This is a genomic window from Dyella sp. CR10, from assembly GCF_055814425.1.
Map to the genome: position 1 here is coordinate 1889626 of NZ_CP185986.1, position 14475 is coordinate 1904100.

Here is a 14475-nt window from a genome sequence, read left to right on the forward strand (position 1 = left end):
CGCAAGGCGGCGGTACTGAAGGCGGATGGCTATCGGATTCTGCACAGGCCTGGCGGCACGGAGGTTGGCAACGCGGGTATCGACGTGGCCGCCATCGATGAAGCCGATGCAGCGTAATCTACCGGCTCCGCGATGCGCCAGTGGCACTGCCGCACGGCATCGACAGGCCGCAAGGAATCGCGGCGGCCCCGCCGCCGTACAACCCATCAGAGCAAGGGAGACGACGCAACGCATGACGACGCCAATCGTAGAAAGCACGGCCATCCGTATCGGCGCGCTCGCACCGCTGACCCGCCCGGGCTGGACGGATGCCGGCCGACACTTGCTGGCGGGACTCGAGCTTGCGGTCCACGACCTCAACGCAAGCGGAGGCATCGCCGGTCGTCCCGTGGCGCTGATGGTGCGGGATACCGCGGCCGATCCGCAGCAGGCGATCGCCGCCATCGAGGACATGGCTCGCGCCGGCGTAGTCGCCGTGGCGGGGGAGTATCACAGCGTGGTGGCCCGCGCCGCCGCCGCTCATGCCGAAGCGCTCTGCCTGCCGTTTCTGTGCTCGTCGGCCGTGCTCGATGCCTTGACCGATCTGCCGGTCGACAAGGTGGCACGCCTGTCGCCGCCGCAATCGCGCGGCTGGACACTCTTCGCCGACTATCTGCTGCACGCGGGCCATCGCCGGATCGCCGTGGCGATCCATCCGAATGTTTACTGGGCCTCGGGCGTGCGCATTCTGCGTGATCGTCTGGCGCCTCAGGGTGCCATCGTCACCGAGCACGACGTGCGCGAGCTGACGCCGTCGGCGTTGTGCGACCAGCTCGTCAGTGATGGCGCGACCGCGCTGTTGCTGCTGGTCGGCGCCACCGATCTGGCGGCGTCGCTGGTCAAGTCCATCCGGGGCGACGCGCGCCTGTCCGGCCTCGAGCTCGGCGCGCCGGCCGGTCAACCGGAGTTTGCCGGGTGGATGGATGCGCTGGGCCGTGCGGGTGCGGGCATTCCGTTTTTGCGTTACCGGCACGAGCGCCTGAGCGCTGCTGGCGCGGACGTCGAACGGCGTCTCCACGATGCGCTCGCCGAAGCGCCTTCCTTCGTCGCCCTGGAGGGCTATGACACGATCAGCGTCATCGCCGATGTACTGCGCGCGCAAGGCATGGATGCCTTGCGCACGGCGCAGGCATGGTCGCGTGTCGACACCGAGGGCACGCGCGGGCGCATCCGGTTTTCCCGGATGCCGGGCGTGCCCGTCTGGCAATGGGCCGCCGCGCCGATCCAGGTGGTCGAGCGCGATGAAGCCAGCCCCGCTGATATCCGAGTGCTTCGCGCCGACGACGAACGCAAGGCGATGGGCGCGCTCGCCTGAGGCCTCGGCGCTTGCCCGTCATTCCGGCCCGCGCCGGAATGACGGTGAAACAGAGCGATCAGGAATCCCGTGTGTGCAACGTCCGCACGATCAGCCAGGCCAGCAGCGGTATCGCGATGCCATAGATGTATTGCGTGAGCGTCACTCCGATGCCGAACGGAAACCAGATGGTGGGCACGCCGATGGAGCCCAGCTCGCCGGTGTACTGCGACACCACGATGGTAAGCATCGTGACGAGCGCCAGGCCGCGCAGCGGGCCGCTGCGGATCACCCGGGCCGCGATCAACGCCAGCAACACCAGCATGCCGAGCCGGAAGACATGCGTGACGGTCGTCAGCTGCATCAGGCCGGCTACGACGCCCATCGCGGCAAGCAGCAGCGCCGCCGCATCGATGGCCCGCGAGGCGCGCGCGCTCCAGCGATTCCAGGCGAGCGTCCAGGCGGCCAGGCTCAGCGGCATCCAGAGCACTTTCGACAACCAGGCGTAGGTGGGCAGGCTCATCAGGTCGGTCCACGAGACGATCGCGTTGTCCAGGCGTTTCACCGCCGACAGCGCGAGCGCGATGCAGACCATCGCGATGAAACCCGGATGGCTGCTGCGTCGCCTGATCGCAAGCGCCAGGCCGATCACGGCGAGCATCGCCAGCGGCTCGACCACTTCGACGATGTAGCCGGCAATGGAGCGCCACCATTCGACCCGGTAGAGCGCGTGACTTTCCGGCCGCGGCGCCAGCGTCGGCGCGACATGGATGCCGCCGCTGTCGGCCGCCGCATCGTTGCCCGGCTGCATGAAGGCGCGAATGGCCAGCACGCCGCGGGTACCGGCCGCCTCGGCGGGAAGCGGAAAGATCAAGGGGCGTGTGCCGACGACCCTGGGCGATGCGCCCAATCGCCCGGACCCGCCCAGCCGCACGCCGTTCCAGTACAGCTCGTAGCCGTCTTCCACGAGCGTCGGGCCCAGCACATCCCATGCGCGGTCGCCCGCAGGCACCGTCACTACGCGCCGATACCAGGCATAGCCCTGATAGCCGGGATGACCGTGCGCCATCCAGCCGCCGACGTAGTTCGGCAGGCCGACGTCGCCGTCGCGACTGCTGGCCGGCGCGCCCAGTTGCACCGTTTCCCAGCCGCTGTCGTCGACATCCGCGCCGGCCCAGCGCGGATCGTCGCCGATGCGGAAGCGCCACTCGTCGCCCAGCAGCGGCGCGACGGCGCGCAAGGCGGCCGGATCGGGACGGCCGCCGATCGCCAGGACGGCCACCGTGCCCGCCCATCCGATCAGCGAAAGCGCGAGTATCCAGATCGCGAACACGCGACCGGGCGCCGCGGGCGCCATGCCGGACTCGCTCGAACCGTTTGCATTCGCCATCTCACCCCTCCGGATTGACCTCGATGCTCGCTACTGTCTAAATTAATTTCACCGGTAACGTCAAGTTCTCGCTGCAAGAGACCGCACTGCCGCATGTCGCCAGGGAAGCGCCACCCGCAGGCTCGCCCGATCGCCGTCATCCGTCTGGACGGCGGGAGCCTTTGCCTCAATTTCGTCAACACGATCCACGATCGCTATGCGGCGGAGGCAGAGGACTACATCGGCCAGTTCGAGCGCTATATCGAGTGGTGCCGACGTGCCGGCGCCCTCCATCCCGGCGAGTCCATTGCTCCACCCGAAAGCGCGCGCCAGCGTGCCGCATGGATGCGCGAGGCGAGGACACTGCGCGATCACCTGCATGCGCTGCTGGCATCGCGCATCGACGGCACGGCGGCTCCCGAAGAAGCTGTTCAGTGCCTCGATCGATGGCTGCATCGCGCCTGGGCGAATCAGTCGCTCGGCCCGGATGGCCGGATGCATTGGCGGGGCGAGGCCCGCGATGCGCTGCTGCCGCTGCAGCGCATCGCGCTCGATGCGTTGCAGCTGATGAGCGGCCCGGCGTCGGCGCAGCTACGCCGCTGCGCCAATACGAGTTCGTGCGGGTGGCTCTTCCTCGACACCAGCAAGAACCGGCGCCGCCGCTGGTGCGCCATGGAAACCTGCGGCACGGCGCACAAGATGGCGCGCTACCGGCGGGGACTGCCGCCCTGACGGCAGCGGCTTCTATCAAGATGCGGGCCGATGCCCGCGACGCGCGAACAGCCGCACGCCGGATGCCATGCAGAAGGCCGCCCCGGAGATCAGTCCGTAGCTCGTCGCCATGACCAGGCCCAGCGGCTCCAGGATCTTCTCCGGCTGGCCTTTGAGAGACCACGCGTAGGCATACATGGTCACCGGTCCGAGCAGGCCGCACCAAAGGCATAGCCGGGCCGCCGAAAGCGCGTGCAGCGACCGCAGCAGGAGCGCCACTGGAACCACGCACACGAAGGTGACCAGATAGGTAAACGGCACGCCGAAGACGACGACCAGAATAAGCAGCCCCACGACGACGCCTGGCTCCGACGGGACGTGTTCGTCGGTGCCGAAAATGCTGCCGATGAGCGCGGCGATCCCGAGAAGAAGCGCCAGGCCCACCGGCACGACCCATGGCGAAATGAGGGCGCCCCGCCACAGGCTCCGCTTGTGTTGCACCAGCCGGGCAGTCGTGTCATCCAAGAGCAGCACCTCATCCTTGAGCATCCAGGGGAGGAGAAGACTATAGGCCGCGGCGGCGAACGGCTACTGCTTCATGGCGTCAGCCCACAGGGGAAGAGCGCCTCCGGCAATGCTGCTGCATCAGTACGGCAGATAGACCGCGGCGTGCAGCGCCGCGCCCACGACGAACACGGCCGTCATGATCCAGCTCAGGCGCGTCCTCGCGAACAGCACGGGCTGCGCCAGCGCCCTCAACAGCCAGAACCCGCATCCCGCCAGCGCCAACCGGGCCGGCGCGGAAGCCAGGCCGATGGCCACCGCATAGACGAAGAACACGTAGCTCAGCATCAGGTTCAGCGTCTGCGTGATGCTTTGGTTGAGACGTCCGCTGCCTTCGAGGGATCGAGGCCACCCGAGCCATCGCCAGAAGGTCAGGTGAAACAGCGCAAAGCCGAGGTCGTACATGGCACTGAGCAAGGCGGGGACAGATGGCATGGAAGCGATCTCGAAGCGACGTTGTCGATGGTGCGCCAGTACCGCGCTGGGATTGCTATCGATCCTGTGCCAGCAAGCCGGCCGCCGCCTGCAGTCCCGACAGCATGGCCGTGGGTACGCCGAAACCCGGAAACGTCGTCTGGCCGGCCATATGCAAACCCGGAAGCGCCGTGCGATGCGGAAAATAGGCATTGGGATTGGCGCCCGGCGCGATGCCATAGAGCGCACCCTCGTATAGATGCCGCTCGTGCGCGAAGGCGGGCGGATCCATCGTCCTCACCGTGTCGATGCGCATGGCCGGCAAATGCGTCCGCAGCGCTGCCAGATGTCCCTCCAGCGCGCGTTCGGTCATGGCGCTCGTCCACTGTTCGGCATTTTCGATACCGGACACCGGTGCATACATTTCGATGACGGCCCTGCCGGCCGGCGCCACGTCGCCCAGTACCTGGCCGGGAGATGTCCAGGAAAGCCAGCGAGGCACGCCGGTCGCGACGCGGTGCATCTCGCCTTGCCTGTTCATGGCGGGAACATGGTTGACGATGAAGGACTTCGGCTGGCCGCCAAAGTGACCGCCGAGCTGGATGGCGACGGCGCGGTGCGACAGCGGCGCTTTGCGCGCGACCCGACGCAAGGCGCGCGGCAAGGCCGCGGCGGGCAGCAAATGGTTGACTACGCTGATGCCGGAGCACGTGGCGATGACATCGCGCGCCGGCAAGTGGGTGCCATCCGCCAGCGTCACCCCTGTCACGCCATGGCTGCCGACCTCGATCCGCTCGACCTTGCAGCCGCAACGCACGGGCACGCCTTTCTCCCGAAGCGCCTGCCATAAGGCTGACGTCACCGCACCCATACCGGTCCTCGGCAGATGAAAGCCTTCCTCCAGCAAGGCAAGCAGGCCGATGAGCTGGGAAGCCGGCAGGCGCTCGGGCGCAGTGCCTGTATAGAGAAGAATGGAGGCCACGGCCGCCTGCAGCGAAGCATCCGGAAAATAACGTGCGATCAGGCGGTCGGCGCGGCCGGCCAGCTTCGGCAGATAACGCCACAGCTGCGCCAGCGTTCGCGGCAGGGACGGCTCGAACGGCAACACGTCATCGAGCAATCGACGATAAAGGGGCTGCCAATCCTCATGCAGCTTGTGCAGGCCGTCGCGCAACAGTGCGGTGCGAGCGGACCCTTGCGCACCTTCCACCCGGGCCGTATCGAGCGCTCCCAGATGCACCACCGTGCCGTCGTCCAGATGTGTTTCGTGCGGATGGTCGACAGGCACCAGCGGCACCTGTGTGTCGAAGTCCAGCCCGAGCTGCCCGAACGTCCGGCGGAGCAGCGACGGTACAGCCACATAGACGGCGCCGTTGTTGAACGTGTAGCCGTTCACCCGGGTGGTGGAGCAGCAGCCGCCCGGTTGATCGGCTGCCTCCAGCACGACCACGTCGCGGCCGGCGCGAGCCAGCGCCAAGGCAGCCGAAAGACCGGAAAGGCCGGCACCGATGATAATGACGGGAACGGCAGTGCGGGACATCGGATAACCTCGACCAGACGTGGCGAACGCGGGATCGCATGCATCGGCAGCGGCTCGTGATCGCCGCCCATGTTATGCTTGCCCGACCAATATTGAACGATGTTCAATATTGGTCATTGTTCAATATCAGGCTGGGCATGTCCACACTCACGCAAACCCGACAACGCGGCAAAAGCGATCGCACCCGCGATCATCTTTCGACCGTCGCGCTGACACTGTTCTGGCAGTTCGGCTACGACGCCGTCACGATGGAGCAGATCGCCGCCGAAGCAGGGGTCGCCCGCGGCACGCTGTACAACCACTTCCCCGTGAAAGAGGCGGCGCTCGCGCATGCCCTGCACGGCAAGCTGGCCAATGACCTCGGGCCACTGATGCACAAGGCGATGGCACGCCGCACGCTGCAGACGCGCCTTGCCGCGATCCTGGACGCCTCGGCGCAATGGTGGGAGTCGCACCGCGACTACGCCGCGCCTTACATTCGTTATCGCTTCCAGGCCATCGGCGACGGGCAGCCCGGGCAGAGCGACTCGGATATGTTGCCGCTCTACGCGCAGCTGATCGCGCAGGCGCAAGAAGCTGGCGAGGTTCGCAGCGACATGGCCGCGCCGCTGCTGGCCAGTCACTTGCATTTCCTCTATCTGGGCGCGGTACTCCGCTGGCTGGAGGATGACGCGACGAGCCTGCGTGCCGAGTTCGTGCGGACGCTTAAATTCTTCATGGCCGGAGCCGCCGACTCGAAGTGACCGGCGCGCGGGGTATGGGCGCGAGCCAGGGTTCGCCCCAGTGGGCGAAGGCGGGTGCTGATGCTTCAATCATGATGGGCATATTCGGCCGCAGGCTTCAGAGAGCTTCGAGCGTGACGACCTCATCCGGCGAACGCAGGTGCAGGAGAAAGTCGTCAACGCAACATGAGCTGATCTCGCCATCGCACGGCCACCTCAGACACGTCAACACTCCGAAGGTCACCGACACATGGCGCTCGAATGCATCAACCCCCACGATCTGCCTACGCCACAGACCTACACCCAGGTGGTCGTCGCGACGGGCGCCCGGCTGGTATTCGTCGCCGGGCAGGAGCCTGAAGACGTCCACGGCAAACTCGTCGGCCACGGCGATCTGGCGGCGCAGGCACGCCAGGTCTTCGCCAATCTCGGCCGGGCCCTTGCCGCCGCCGGCGCCACGCCCGCGCAAGTGGCCAAGATCACGATCTATGTCGTCGATTACAGCCGTGACGAGCACCTGCCGATCATCGAGGCGGCCCGGGTGACGCTGTTCGGAGATCACAAGCCGGCCGACGTGCTGGTGGGCGTCAAGGCACTATCGCCGGGGTACCTGGTCGAGGTCGACGCCATCGCGGTCATCGATGGCTGAAACCGTCAGTGGGCGAGCTCCGCGTGCGCCGGCCGACTCGCTCACTTGTGCGGGTCGAGGCGCCGTGATTGACTCCTCGGCCCTCGAATCCGGCGGCGGAAGGCTTCGATACCTCGCCGAGGTCGGCCCAGGCGCCCGATGGGCAAGGAAGGCGCAATGAAGCTTCTCCTCACCTCCGGCGGGGTCAGCAACCCGAGCATCCGCGACGCTCTCGTGGACTTGCTGGGCAAGCCCATCGCCGAATCCACCGCCTTGTGCATACCCACGGCGATGTACGGCATGTTTCCCGGGACCGCGGTCATGACGTGGCGGCAGATCGCGGGGCAGTCGCCTACGCCCATGGTCGAGCTGGGCTGGAAGTCCGTGGGCATGCTCGAGCTGACCGCGCTGCCCAGCATCGACAAGGAGAACTGGGTTCCCCTGGTGCGGGAGACCGATGCGCTGCTGGTGTGTGGTGGCGATGTCCTGTATCTGCACCACTGGATGCGCGAATCGGGCCTGACGGATCTGTTTCCGTCGCTCAACGACACGGTCTATGTGGGATTGAGCGCCGGCAGCATGGTGATGGCTCCGCACGTCGGCGAAGAGTTCGTGGGCTGGAAGCCGGCCACTGGCGGCGACAGCGCGCTGGGCATGGTCGACTTCTCGATCTTTCCGCACCTGGACAACCCCGCCTGCCCGGAGAACACCATGGCCGACGCCGAGCAGTGGGCCGCGCGCGTGCCGGTGCCGGGCTACGCGCTCGATGACGAGACGGCGATCAAGGTGGTCGACAGTGCCGTGGAGGTTATCTCCGAGGGGCATTGGAGGCTCTTTGAGCGCTAGTGTGCGAAGACCGCGCGCTCACGCCGGGACCTCGGCGCGGTTGCGCTTGAAGGTAAGCCAGAGCGCCGACAGCAGGAAATACAGGCCGCCGAACGCGGCATAGGGTGCGAGCTCGGCAATCGTAGGCGCCACGCCGAAGGATTTGATGATGAAGAACACGCCCGCCACAGCCGATTGCGCGCCACTGATCATCATGAAAGCCTGGCCGCCGAGCTTGCGGCGCTGAATGCCGACCGCCAGTTGAAACAGCCCGGCGAGCAGCGCCCAGGCGCCGAACACCAGCACACCGCCCGCATTGCCGTGCAGAGCGAAAGCCGCCGCCATGCAGGCCGCGGTGACGATGCTGACGAGTGCGTTGAATCTCTGGCCGGGATTGACGTCGAGACCTCCGCTTCGCCGGGCATCGATCACGTTGGCGAGCGCATCCCAGGCGGGGTAGATCACCAGTAGTGCGCCGACGACGGACGTCGGGGCGCCGGCTGCAAGAAAGGCAAGGGCGACCCAGGAGAAGGCGACGGCGGAGCGGAGGAAATAGAAATGGCGCAGCGAGTTCATGGAAGGGTTCCGTATCAAAGTCGAATAAACCTACTAGTAGGTAGATTGCGCTGTCAACAACAATGGATTTGACCGAACACAAAGCCTCATGAGCCTACCTAGTGATAGAATGGCTGTTATGACTACACAGCAGAAATTGATCGATTCCGCCCGCCACCTGATCCAGACCCGGGGATACAACGGCTTCAGCTATGCCGATGTCGCCGAAGAGGTGCAGGTGCGCAAGGCGAGCATCCATCACCATTTCCCCGCCAAGTCGGACCTGGCCAAGGCGGTGGTGGAGCAATCCCGCGCCGTCATCGTGGAGCAGACGCGCCAGCTCGGCGATGGCGCTTTCGACCCCGATGCGCAGCTGCGCATGTACACGGGATATTGGGAGAAGTGCATTGCCGACGCCTCGGCGCCTTTCTGCGTGGCCGGCATCCTCGCCACCGAGTTGCCGACGCTGCCGGCGGATCTGGCGCAGGAGGTGCGCGCGCATTTCCGCGACCTGTCCAACTGGCTGGAAATAGTGATGACTCGCGGCGCTCAACTGGGTCGCTTCCAGTTGCAGGGATCGGCTCGCCAGGAGGCCGAGGCTTTCATGGCCATGGTGTACGGCGCCATGTTGGCAGCGCGGGCCTATGGCGATGCGAAAGTCTTCAGCGACATCGTTGCCGGCGCACTGAAGCGGCTGGCGCCGACCAACCCGAACTAGGTCCACCGGCGTCCTGAGTTGCGCCCGGCAGGCGTGGCGAAAGCGCTTTGAAACGCGCAAATCCCCTCGCCGAGGCCGGCGTACTTCTCCCGCGGCCGCGGCATCGTCGTGCATCGAGGCGGCCACGACGGCGCGTTCTATCAGCTGCGCAACGAGCTGGCGGCGAAGAAGGCGGTGTATGCCTTTCTGCGCACGGGCGAAATGAAAGATCTGCCGACCGACGTGACGCTGCCGGCGCCGAGCTTCAAGCGGCCGATTTTTCCGCCGCCCGCTCGAATCGACTAGCGCCGCGTCTGGACATCGATGACGAGGGCGCCGACGGACGCCGACGCCGCGTCGGCCTCAGCCGCGTCGAGCGGCCTCGATCTGGGCGATGTCGATCTTGGTCATCGTCATCATGGCGTCGAACGCGCGCTTGGCCGCGGCGGGATCGGGGTCGGTGATCGCAGCCATCAGGGCGCGCGGGGTGATCTGCCACGAGAGGCCCCACTTGTCCTTGCACCAGCCGCAGGCGCTCGGGCTGCCGCCGTTGCCGATGATCGCGTTCCACAGGCGATCGGTTTCGGCCTGGTCGTCCGTCGCGACCTGGAACGAGAACGCCTCGTTGTGCTTGAACGCAGGACCACCATTCAGACCCAGGCAGGGGATGCCCATGACCGTGAACTCGACCGTCAGGACATTGCCCTGCTTGCCGTCCGGGTAGTCGCCCGGCGCATGGTGGACGGCGTTGACCGCGCTGTCCGGGAACGTCTTGGCGTAGAAGGTGGCGGCCTCCAGGGCCGTGCCGTCGTACCAGAGGCAAATGGTGTTCTTGCTGTTCATGCGAGGTCTCCTGGTTCGGCTTGGTTTGAGGCGGAGTAGGGCATCTCCATCCCTGCGACGAACGGGGAAGCGACGAATCGACATCGCCCCATCAGCCAGCTACGTCACTTCAGTGCTCGCGGATCGACCACGACATGCCTGATCCGCTGCCGTTTCCATGTATAGACGATGTGAACCAGGCCATCATCGGTCTGGATGACGGCCGGATAAGAGAACTCGGCACCCGGCGTGTTCTCCAGATCGAGAACCTTGTGCCAATGCTCGCCATCGCCAGATAGGGCTACCGATAGCTGCCAACGGCCAGCCGACCACTGCTTGCCTTGCCGTGTGGGGTTGTAGACGACGAGCGAACGGCCATCGGCGAGAACCACCGCGTCGATCCCCGAGTTGGGGTTGGGCAGATCCAGCAAGCGCATCGGCGACCAGGTGCGGCCGCCGTCGCGGGACCAGGTACTGAAGATCCTGTCCTGCTTGCTGCGCCCGACGGCCTGCAGGCGTCCGTCGCGATGCGCCAGCAGCGACGGCTGGATCGCCTCGATAGGCTGCGCCCCCATCGGAGGCACGATGCGGGTCCAACTGATGCCGCCATCCGTGGAGCGCTCGAAGTGCACGACCCAGTGATCGCTCTCCGTGCTGGATGGGCTGACGATGGTGCCATCGGCCAACTGCACCGGCTTGTTCTTGATGGGCCCGAGCACGCCATCCGGAAGCCGGCGCGGCGCCGACCAATGCGCGCCGTCGTCACTGGAGGTTTTCAGCATGCCCCACCAATGCCGAGGATCGGGGCCCACCTTATAGAAAAGCATCATGTTGCCCCCTGTCGTACGGAACAACACGGGATTCCAAGACGGGAGACGCGTGCCGTCCGGCTGCATGCCATTGGCAACCTCGACAGGCGTGGACCATCGCCCATCTCGTTTCCTCGATACCCAAATGCCCACACTTGGGTCTCGCTCCTCCTTGCCACCGAACCATCCCGCAACCAACCCGGACGGCGTCTGCACCAGCGTCGCCGCGTGGCTTTGCGGTGTGGTCTGGATGGCGCCGACGAATTCGCTCGCGCGGATGGCCGTAGGTGAGGGGGCTGAAGCTGCCGGCGCCAATGATGCGAACGACATGACTGCCACGCCGCTCAAGGCTAGACCAACCGGTAAAACCCGCTTGCCTTCCATCGACAGCTCGACTCGTGATGTACGCGAAAATCCAGTCTCGCATGTCTCTTGGCCCAGATGAACATGCGGGCATGTCGGCGACTCTCATCGAGTGCACGGGGCACGATTGACTGGACTTTTTCAGCCGTGGGTCAAAGACACCCGGCCACCACAACGCCAACCCCGTGCCACATCCGTCGTTCGTGATCGTCGATACGATACCCAGCCGCTGAGGCGGCAACCGGGAACACTTTGCGCACCGCCGAAGTCCGGGCGACGGAACGGCTGCAGCGAGCATCACGCCCGCCATCACCAGACATGAATTCGATAATTGCTATGCAGCCCCTGGCTACGCCGTTGAACGCAAAGGCCAGTAGGCGTATGTGGCCAGGGCCTTGCGCCCATCGCGTCCCGACAGCCCGTTCCCGTTTTTTCTGGAAGCCGGCCATGCCCTGCGCTTCCTCGCCTGATTCGACGAGCTCGAAGTGGATAAATAGGTAGTGCACGAGCACCAGGGCAGCCATCTGAGCGCCGGAGAACGAAGCGCCATCATGGCAGGCAAGGCGCGTGGCGAGCATGCGTGGCTTACGGTGAAATAGCGTCGATGCGTACTTCCTGCGGCAGCAGGCCCGGTGCCTCCACGCGTACGGTGGCGACGCCGGCTTGCACGGCCCTGACCACCGCAACCAGCCGCCCGTGGAAGCTGCGTCGCCGGCCGGATTGAAAACTGGAGGCATCGTGCGGATCGCCGTTGCCGACACCCGCCAGCCGCGCGGCGCCATCGACATGAACGCTCATCGGCAGGTCATGCGCCTGCGCATAGATCGGCACGCCATCGGCATCGACGAGTTCCGCGGTGACGTAAGCCAGATCCTCCCCGTTGGCGCGGAAGCGGGCGCGATCGACCGATAGCCGCAGCGCCGCCGGGGCCGCCTCGGTGCGCAATTCCCAGCGCGCGGCCGGCTGGCCGTCGCGATAGCCGACCGCAACCAGGCGGCCGGGTGCGTAGGGCACCTGATAGGTCGCCTTGTACTGCGTCTCCACACCGACCGGCCGGCGCCCGAGGCTTTTGCCGTTGAGCAGGAGTTCCACCTCGGGATACTCGGCGTAGACGACCACGTCGAGCGGCCGGCCTTCCTGTCCCGGCCAGGTCCAGCTCGGATGGACGTCGTCCAGCGACCAATCCAGATGCGGCGGCGTGATCGGGAAGAGATGGCGATCCGGCAAATCCTCCGTGCCAGGCGGCTGCTTGACGAAAGCGGAGATCGGGTCGATGCCGGTTTTCCACAGCACTTCCCGGTAATAAGCCGCCGGACGCTTGCGCCCGGTGGCGTCGATCTCGCCGCAGTAGGCGAGGTGCCACGGATACGGGCCGAGCTTCTGCCAGTCCTGGCTGTAACCCATCCAGCCGATGCCGGTTTCGCCGATGTAGTCCACGGCCGTCCAGACGAAGTCGCCGAGCACCCACGGCATGGTTTCGACGCTGCGCCAATAGACGAAGGCGTCTTTCGGCGTGGACTCGGAAGTGAACATCACCCGTTCGGGAAAGCGCCGATGATCCTCGGCGAACTGATTCGCGTGATAGTTGTAGCCGGCTACGTCGAGCACGGCGAACTGGCCGTCGGCTTCCGGCCCGCCGAAACTGACCGCCTGGGTGATCGGGCGGGTGGTGTCGAGCCGGCGGACGTGAGCGGTCATCTGGCGCGCGGTCTCGATGCCGGGCGCGGTGCCTTGCTCGGGAATTTCGTTGCCGATGCTCCAGAACAGCACGCTGGGATGATTGCGTCCGCTCAGCACGAGACTGTCCAGGTCGGCGCGCCAGTCCTGCGCGAAGAAGCGGGCGTAATCCTGCGACTTCTTGCTGCGACTCCACGCGTCGAACGCCTCGTCGACGACCAGCATGCCCAGCTCATCCGCGGCATCGAGCGTCGCCTGGCTGGCGGGGTTGTGCGCGCTGCGGATGGCGTTGTAGCCGGCGCCCTTCATCAGTGCGACCTTGCGCGCATCCGCAGCGGGCAGGCCGGCCGCGCCAAGCATGTAGTTGTCGTGATGAATGTTGCCGCCGCGCAGCACGAACGACTGACCATTGATGCGCAGTCCGTGGACCGCATCGACGGCGATCGTACGGATGCCGAACCGCGTACGGCGGACATCCGACTTGCCATCGGCGGTGCGGACGGTCTGCTCGAGCACGTAAAGGTTGGGCGAATCGGGCGACCAGAGCGCCGGCTCGCTCAATTCGAACGAGGCCTCTTCGGTCGCCTGCGCCCCCGGCGCGAGCGTCGCCTTGCGTTCGCTCTGCCGCACCGTGTTTCCGGTCGGCGACAGGATGCGCGAGATCACCTCCACGCTCTGCGCCTTTGGCGAGGCATTGGCGACGGCCATGCGCGCGACCACCTTTCCTGTCTCGCGGGTAGCCACCGGCGTGGTGACCTGGATGCTGTCCGGTTCGATATGCACGGGCGGCAGCAGCTCCAGCGCGACCGGCCGGATCAGGCCGGAACCGGCATACCAGCGCGACGACGGATCGGCGTGGTCGACCCGGATCGCCAGCACGTTGTCGCCCGCATGCACCTTGCCGGTCAGATCGACCGTGAACGCGCTATAGCCGTAATGGTGCTTCTCCACATGCTCGCCGTTGATCCACAGGTCGGCATCCATGTAGATCGCCTCGAAACGGATTCGCACGATCTGTGCCGCCTGCTGCGCATCGAGCACGAGATGACGCCGGTACCAGCCGACGCCGCCGGGCAGATAACCGGAATCCTGCCCGCTGACGGCATCGCGATCGAAGGGCGGGGAGCCATCGGGCTTGTCCTCGATCGACCAGTCGTGCGGCACCGACACCTGCCGCCATGCACCATCGTCGTACGCGGCTACGTCGGCACCCTTGGCATCGCCGCGCCGGAATCGCCAGTCCTGCGACAGGCTGCGCTGCTCGGCGGCAGCTTGCGGCAGGAAAGTGGCGGCGGCGACGGCCACGCAGAAGGCCCATCCATGCTTGGCGGTCATCATCGGCTCGTTGGCGGCAGCGGGAGTCAGTGCCGCGGAAGAGCGGCACCAACCACGTTGGCGCAGATCACCCGGAGAGTCATTGATGAAATACGGCGAATTTCTTTACGA

The 14475-nt window shown here is 66.0% G+C and carries 16 protein-coding genes; 7 read left to right on the top strand and 9 right to left on the bottom strand.

Features of this window, described 5'->3' with window-relative positions; all coding sequences use genetic code 11:
- Positions 1–232: 232 nt before the first annotated feature.
- Entirely contained in the window at positions 233–1354 is a 1122-nt protein-coding gene (locus ACNR9O_RS08480; protein WP_473681575.1) for an ABC transporter substrate-binding protein, read from the top strand.
- 58 nt (positions 1355–1412) lie between these two features.
- On the opposite strand, the gene ACNR9O_RS08485 is transcribed toward ACNR9O_RS08480, so the two are convergent.
- Entirely contained in the window at positions 1413–2723 is a 1311-nt protein-coding gene (locus ACNR9O_RS08485) for a hypothetical protein (RefSeq protein WP_473681573.1), read from the bottom strand.
- 93 nt (positions 2724–2816) lie between these two features.
- Here ACNR9O_RS08485 and ACNR9O_RS08490 point away from each other — a divergent pair, with 93 nt between their 5' ends.
- The gene (locus ACNR9O_RS08490) at positions 2817–3434 is read left to right on the top strand and encodes a CGNR zinc finger domain-containing protein (RefSeq protein WP_473681571.1); all 618 of its coding nucleotides are present in this window, start codon (positions 2817–2819) and stop codon (positions 3432–3434) included.
- A 15-nt stretch (positions 3435–3449) separates the two neighbouring features.
- On the opposite strand, the gene ACNR9O_RS08495 is transcribed toward ACNR9O_RS08490, so the two are convergent.
- From ACNR9O_RS08495 to ACNR9O_RS08505, 3 genes are all read right to left on the bottom strand, one after another.
- The gene (locus ACNR9O_RS08495; RefSeq protein ID WP_473681569.1) at positions 3450–3938 is read right to left on the bottom strand and encodes a hypothetical protein; all 489 of its coding nucleotides are present in this window, start codon (positions 3936–3938) and stop codon (positions 3450–3452) included.
- 120 nt (positions 3939–4058) lie between these two features.
- Positions 4059–4412: a hypothetical protein gene (locus ACNR9O_RS08500; RefSeq protein ID WP_473681567.1), complete on the bottom strand. Its 354-nt coding sequence runs from the start codon at positions 4410–4412 to the stop codon at positions 4059–4061.
- Between the two features lie 55 nt (positions 4413–4467).
- Positions 4468–5931 (bottom strand): phytoene desaturase family protein, encoded by a 1464-nt coding sequence (locus tag ACNR9O_RS08505; RefSeq protein ID WP_473681565.1) that lies wholly within the window; start codon positions 5929–5931, stop codon positions 4468–4470.
- Positions 5932–5969: 38 nt separating this feature from the next.
- Here ACNR9O_RS08505 and ACNR9O_RS08510 point away from each other — a divergent pair, with 38 nt between their 5' ends.
- The 3 genes from ACNR9O_RS08510 (at position 5970) to ACNR9O_RS08520 (ending at position 8127) form a co-directional block, all read left to right on the top strand.
- Entirely contained in the window at positions 5970–6674 is a 705-nt protein-coding gene (locus ACNR9O_RS08510; RefSeq protein WP_473681563.1) for a TetR/AcrR family transcriptional regulator, read from the top strand.
- Positions 6675–6903: 229 nt separating this feature from the next.
- Positions 6904–7302: a RidA family protein gene (locus tag ACNR9O_RS08515; protein ID WP_473681561.1), complete on the top strand. Its 399-nt coding sequence runs from the start codon at positions 6904–6906 to the stop codon at positions 7300–7302.
- Between the two features lie 156 nt (positions 7303–7458).
- Complete coding sequence (locus ACNR9O_RS08520; RefSeq protein ID WP_473681559.1) at positions 7459–8127, top strand: Type 1 glutamine amidotransferase-like domain-containing protein; 669 nt, start codon at positions 7459–7461, stop codon at positions 8125–8127.
- Positions 8128–8145: 18 nt separating this feature from the next.
- On the opposite strand, the gene ACNR9O_RS08525 is transcribed toward ACNR9O_RS08520, so the two are convergent.
- Entirely contained in the window at positions 8146–8682 is a 537-nt protein-coding gene (locus ACNR9O_RS08525; RefSeq protein WP_473681557.1) for a hypothetical protein, read from the bottom strand.
- A 118-nt stretch (positions 8683–8800) separates the two neighbouring features.
- Between ACNR9O_RS08525 and ACNR9O_RS08530 the strand changes: the two genes are divergently transcribed.
- Both ACNR9O_RS08530 and ACNR9O_RS08535 read left to right on the top strand, forming a co-directional pair.
- Positions 8801–9379: a TetR/AcrR family transcriptional regulator gene (locus ACNR9O_RS08530; RefSeq protein WP_473681555.1), complete on the top strand. Its 579-nt coding sequence runs from the start codon at positions 8801–8803 to the stop codon at positions 9377–9379.
- A gap of 108 nt (positions 9380–9487) precedes the next feature.
- Positions 9488–9664, top strand: coding sequence for a hypothetical protein (locus ACNR9O_RS08535; protein ID WP_473681553.1), 177 nt, complete (start codon positions 9488–9490; stop codon positions 9662–9664).
- Positions 9665–9721: 57 nt separating this feature from the next.
- Here the strand turns inward: ACNR9O_RS08535 and ACNR9O_RS08540 are convergent, their stop codons facing one another.
- The 4 genes from ACNR9O_RS08540 to ACNR9O_RS08555 form a co-directional block, all read right to left on the bottom strand.
- Positions 9722–10201, bottom strand: a complete 480-nt coding sequence (locus ACNR9O_RS08540; protein ID WP_473681551.1) for a VOC family protein — start codon at positions 10199–10201, stop codon at positions 9722–9724.
- Positions 10202–10305: 104 nt separating this feature from the next.
- Complete coding sequence (locus ACNR9O_RS08545; protein ID WP_473681549.1) at positions 10306–11373, bottom strand: sialidase family protein; 1068 nt, start codon at positions 11371–11373, stop codon at positions 10306–10308.
- Positions 11374–11504: 131 nt separating this feature from the next.
- Positions 11505–11930, bottom strand: a complete 426-nt coding sequence (locus tag ACNR9O_RS08550) for a hypothetical protein (protein ID WP_473681547.1) — start codon at positions 11928–11930, stop codon at positions 11505–11507.
- A gap of 7 nt (positions 11931–11937) precedes the next feature.
- Positions 11938–14364 carry a glycoside hydrolase family 2 TIM barrel-domain containing protein gene (locus ACNR9O_RS08555; protein WP_473681545.1) on the bottom strand — a complete coding sequence of 809 codons (2427 nt, stop codon included), beginning with the start codon at positions 14362–14364 and terminating at the stop codon, positions 11938–11940.
- Between the last annotated feature and the right edge of the window lie 111 nt (positions 14365–14475).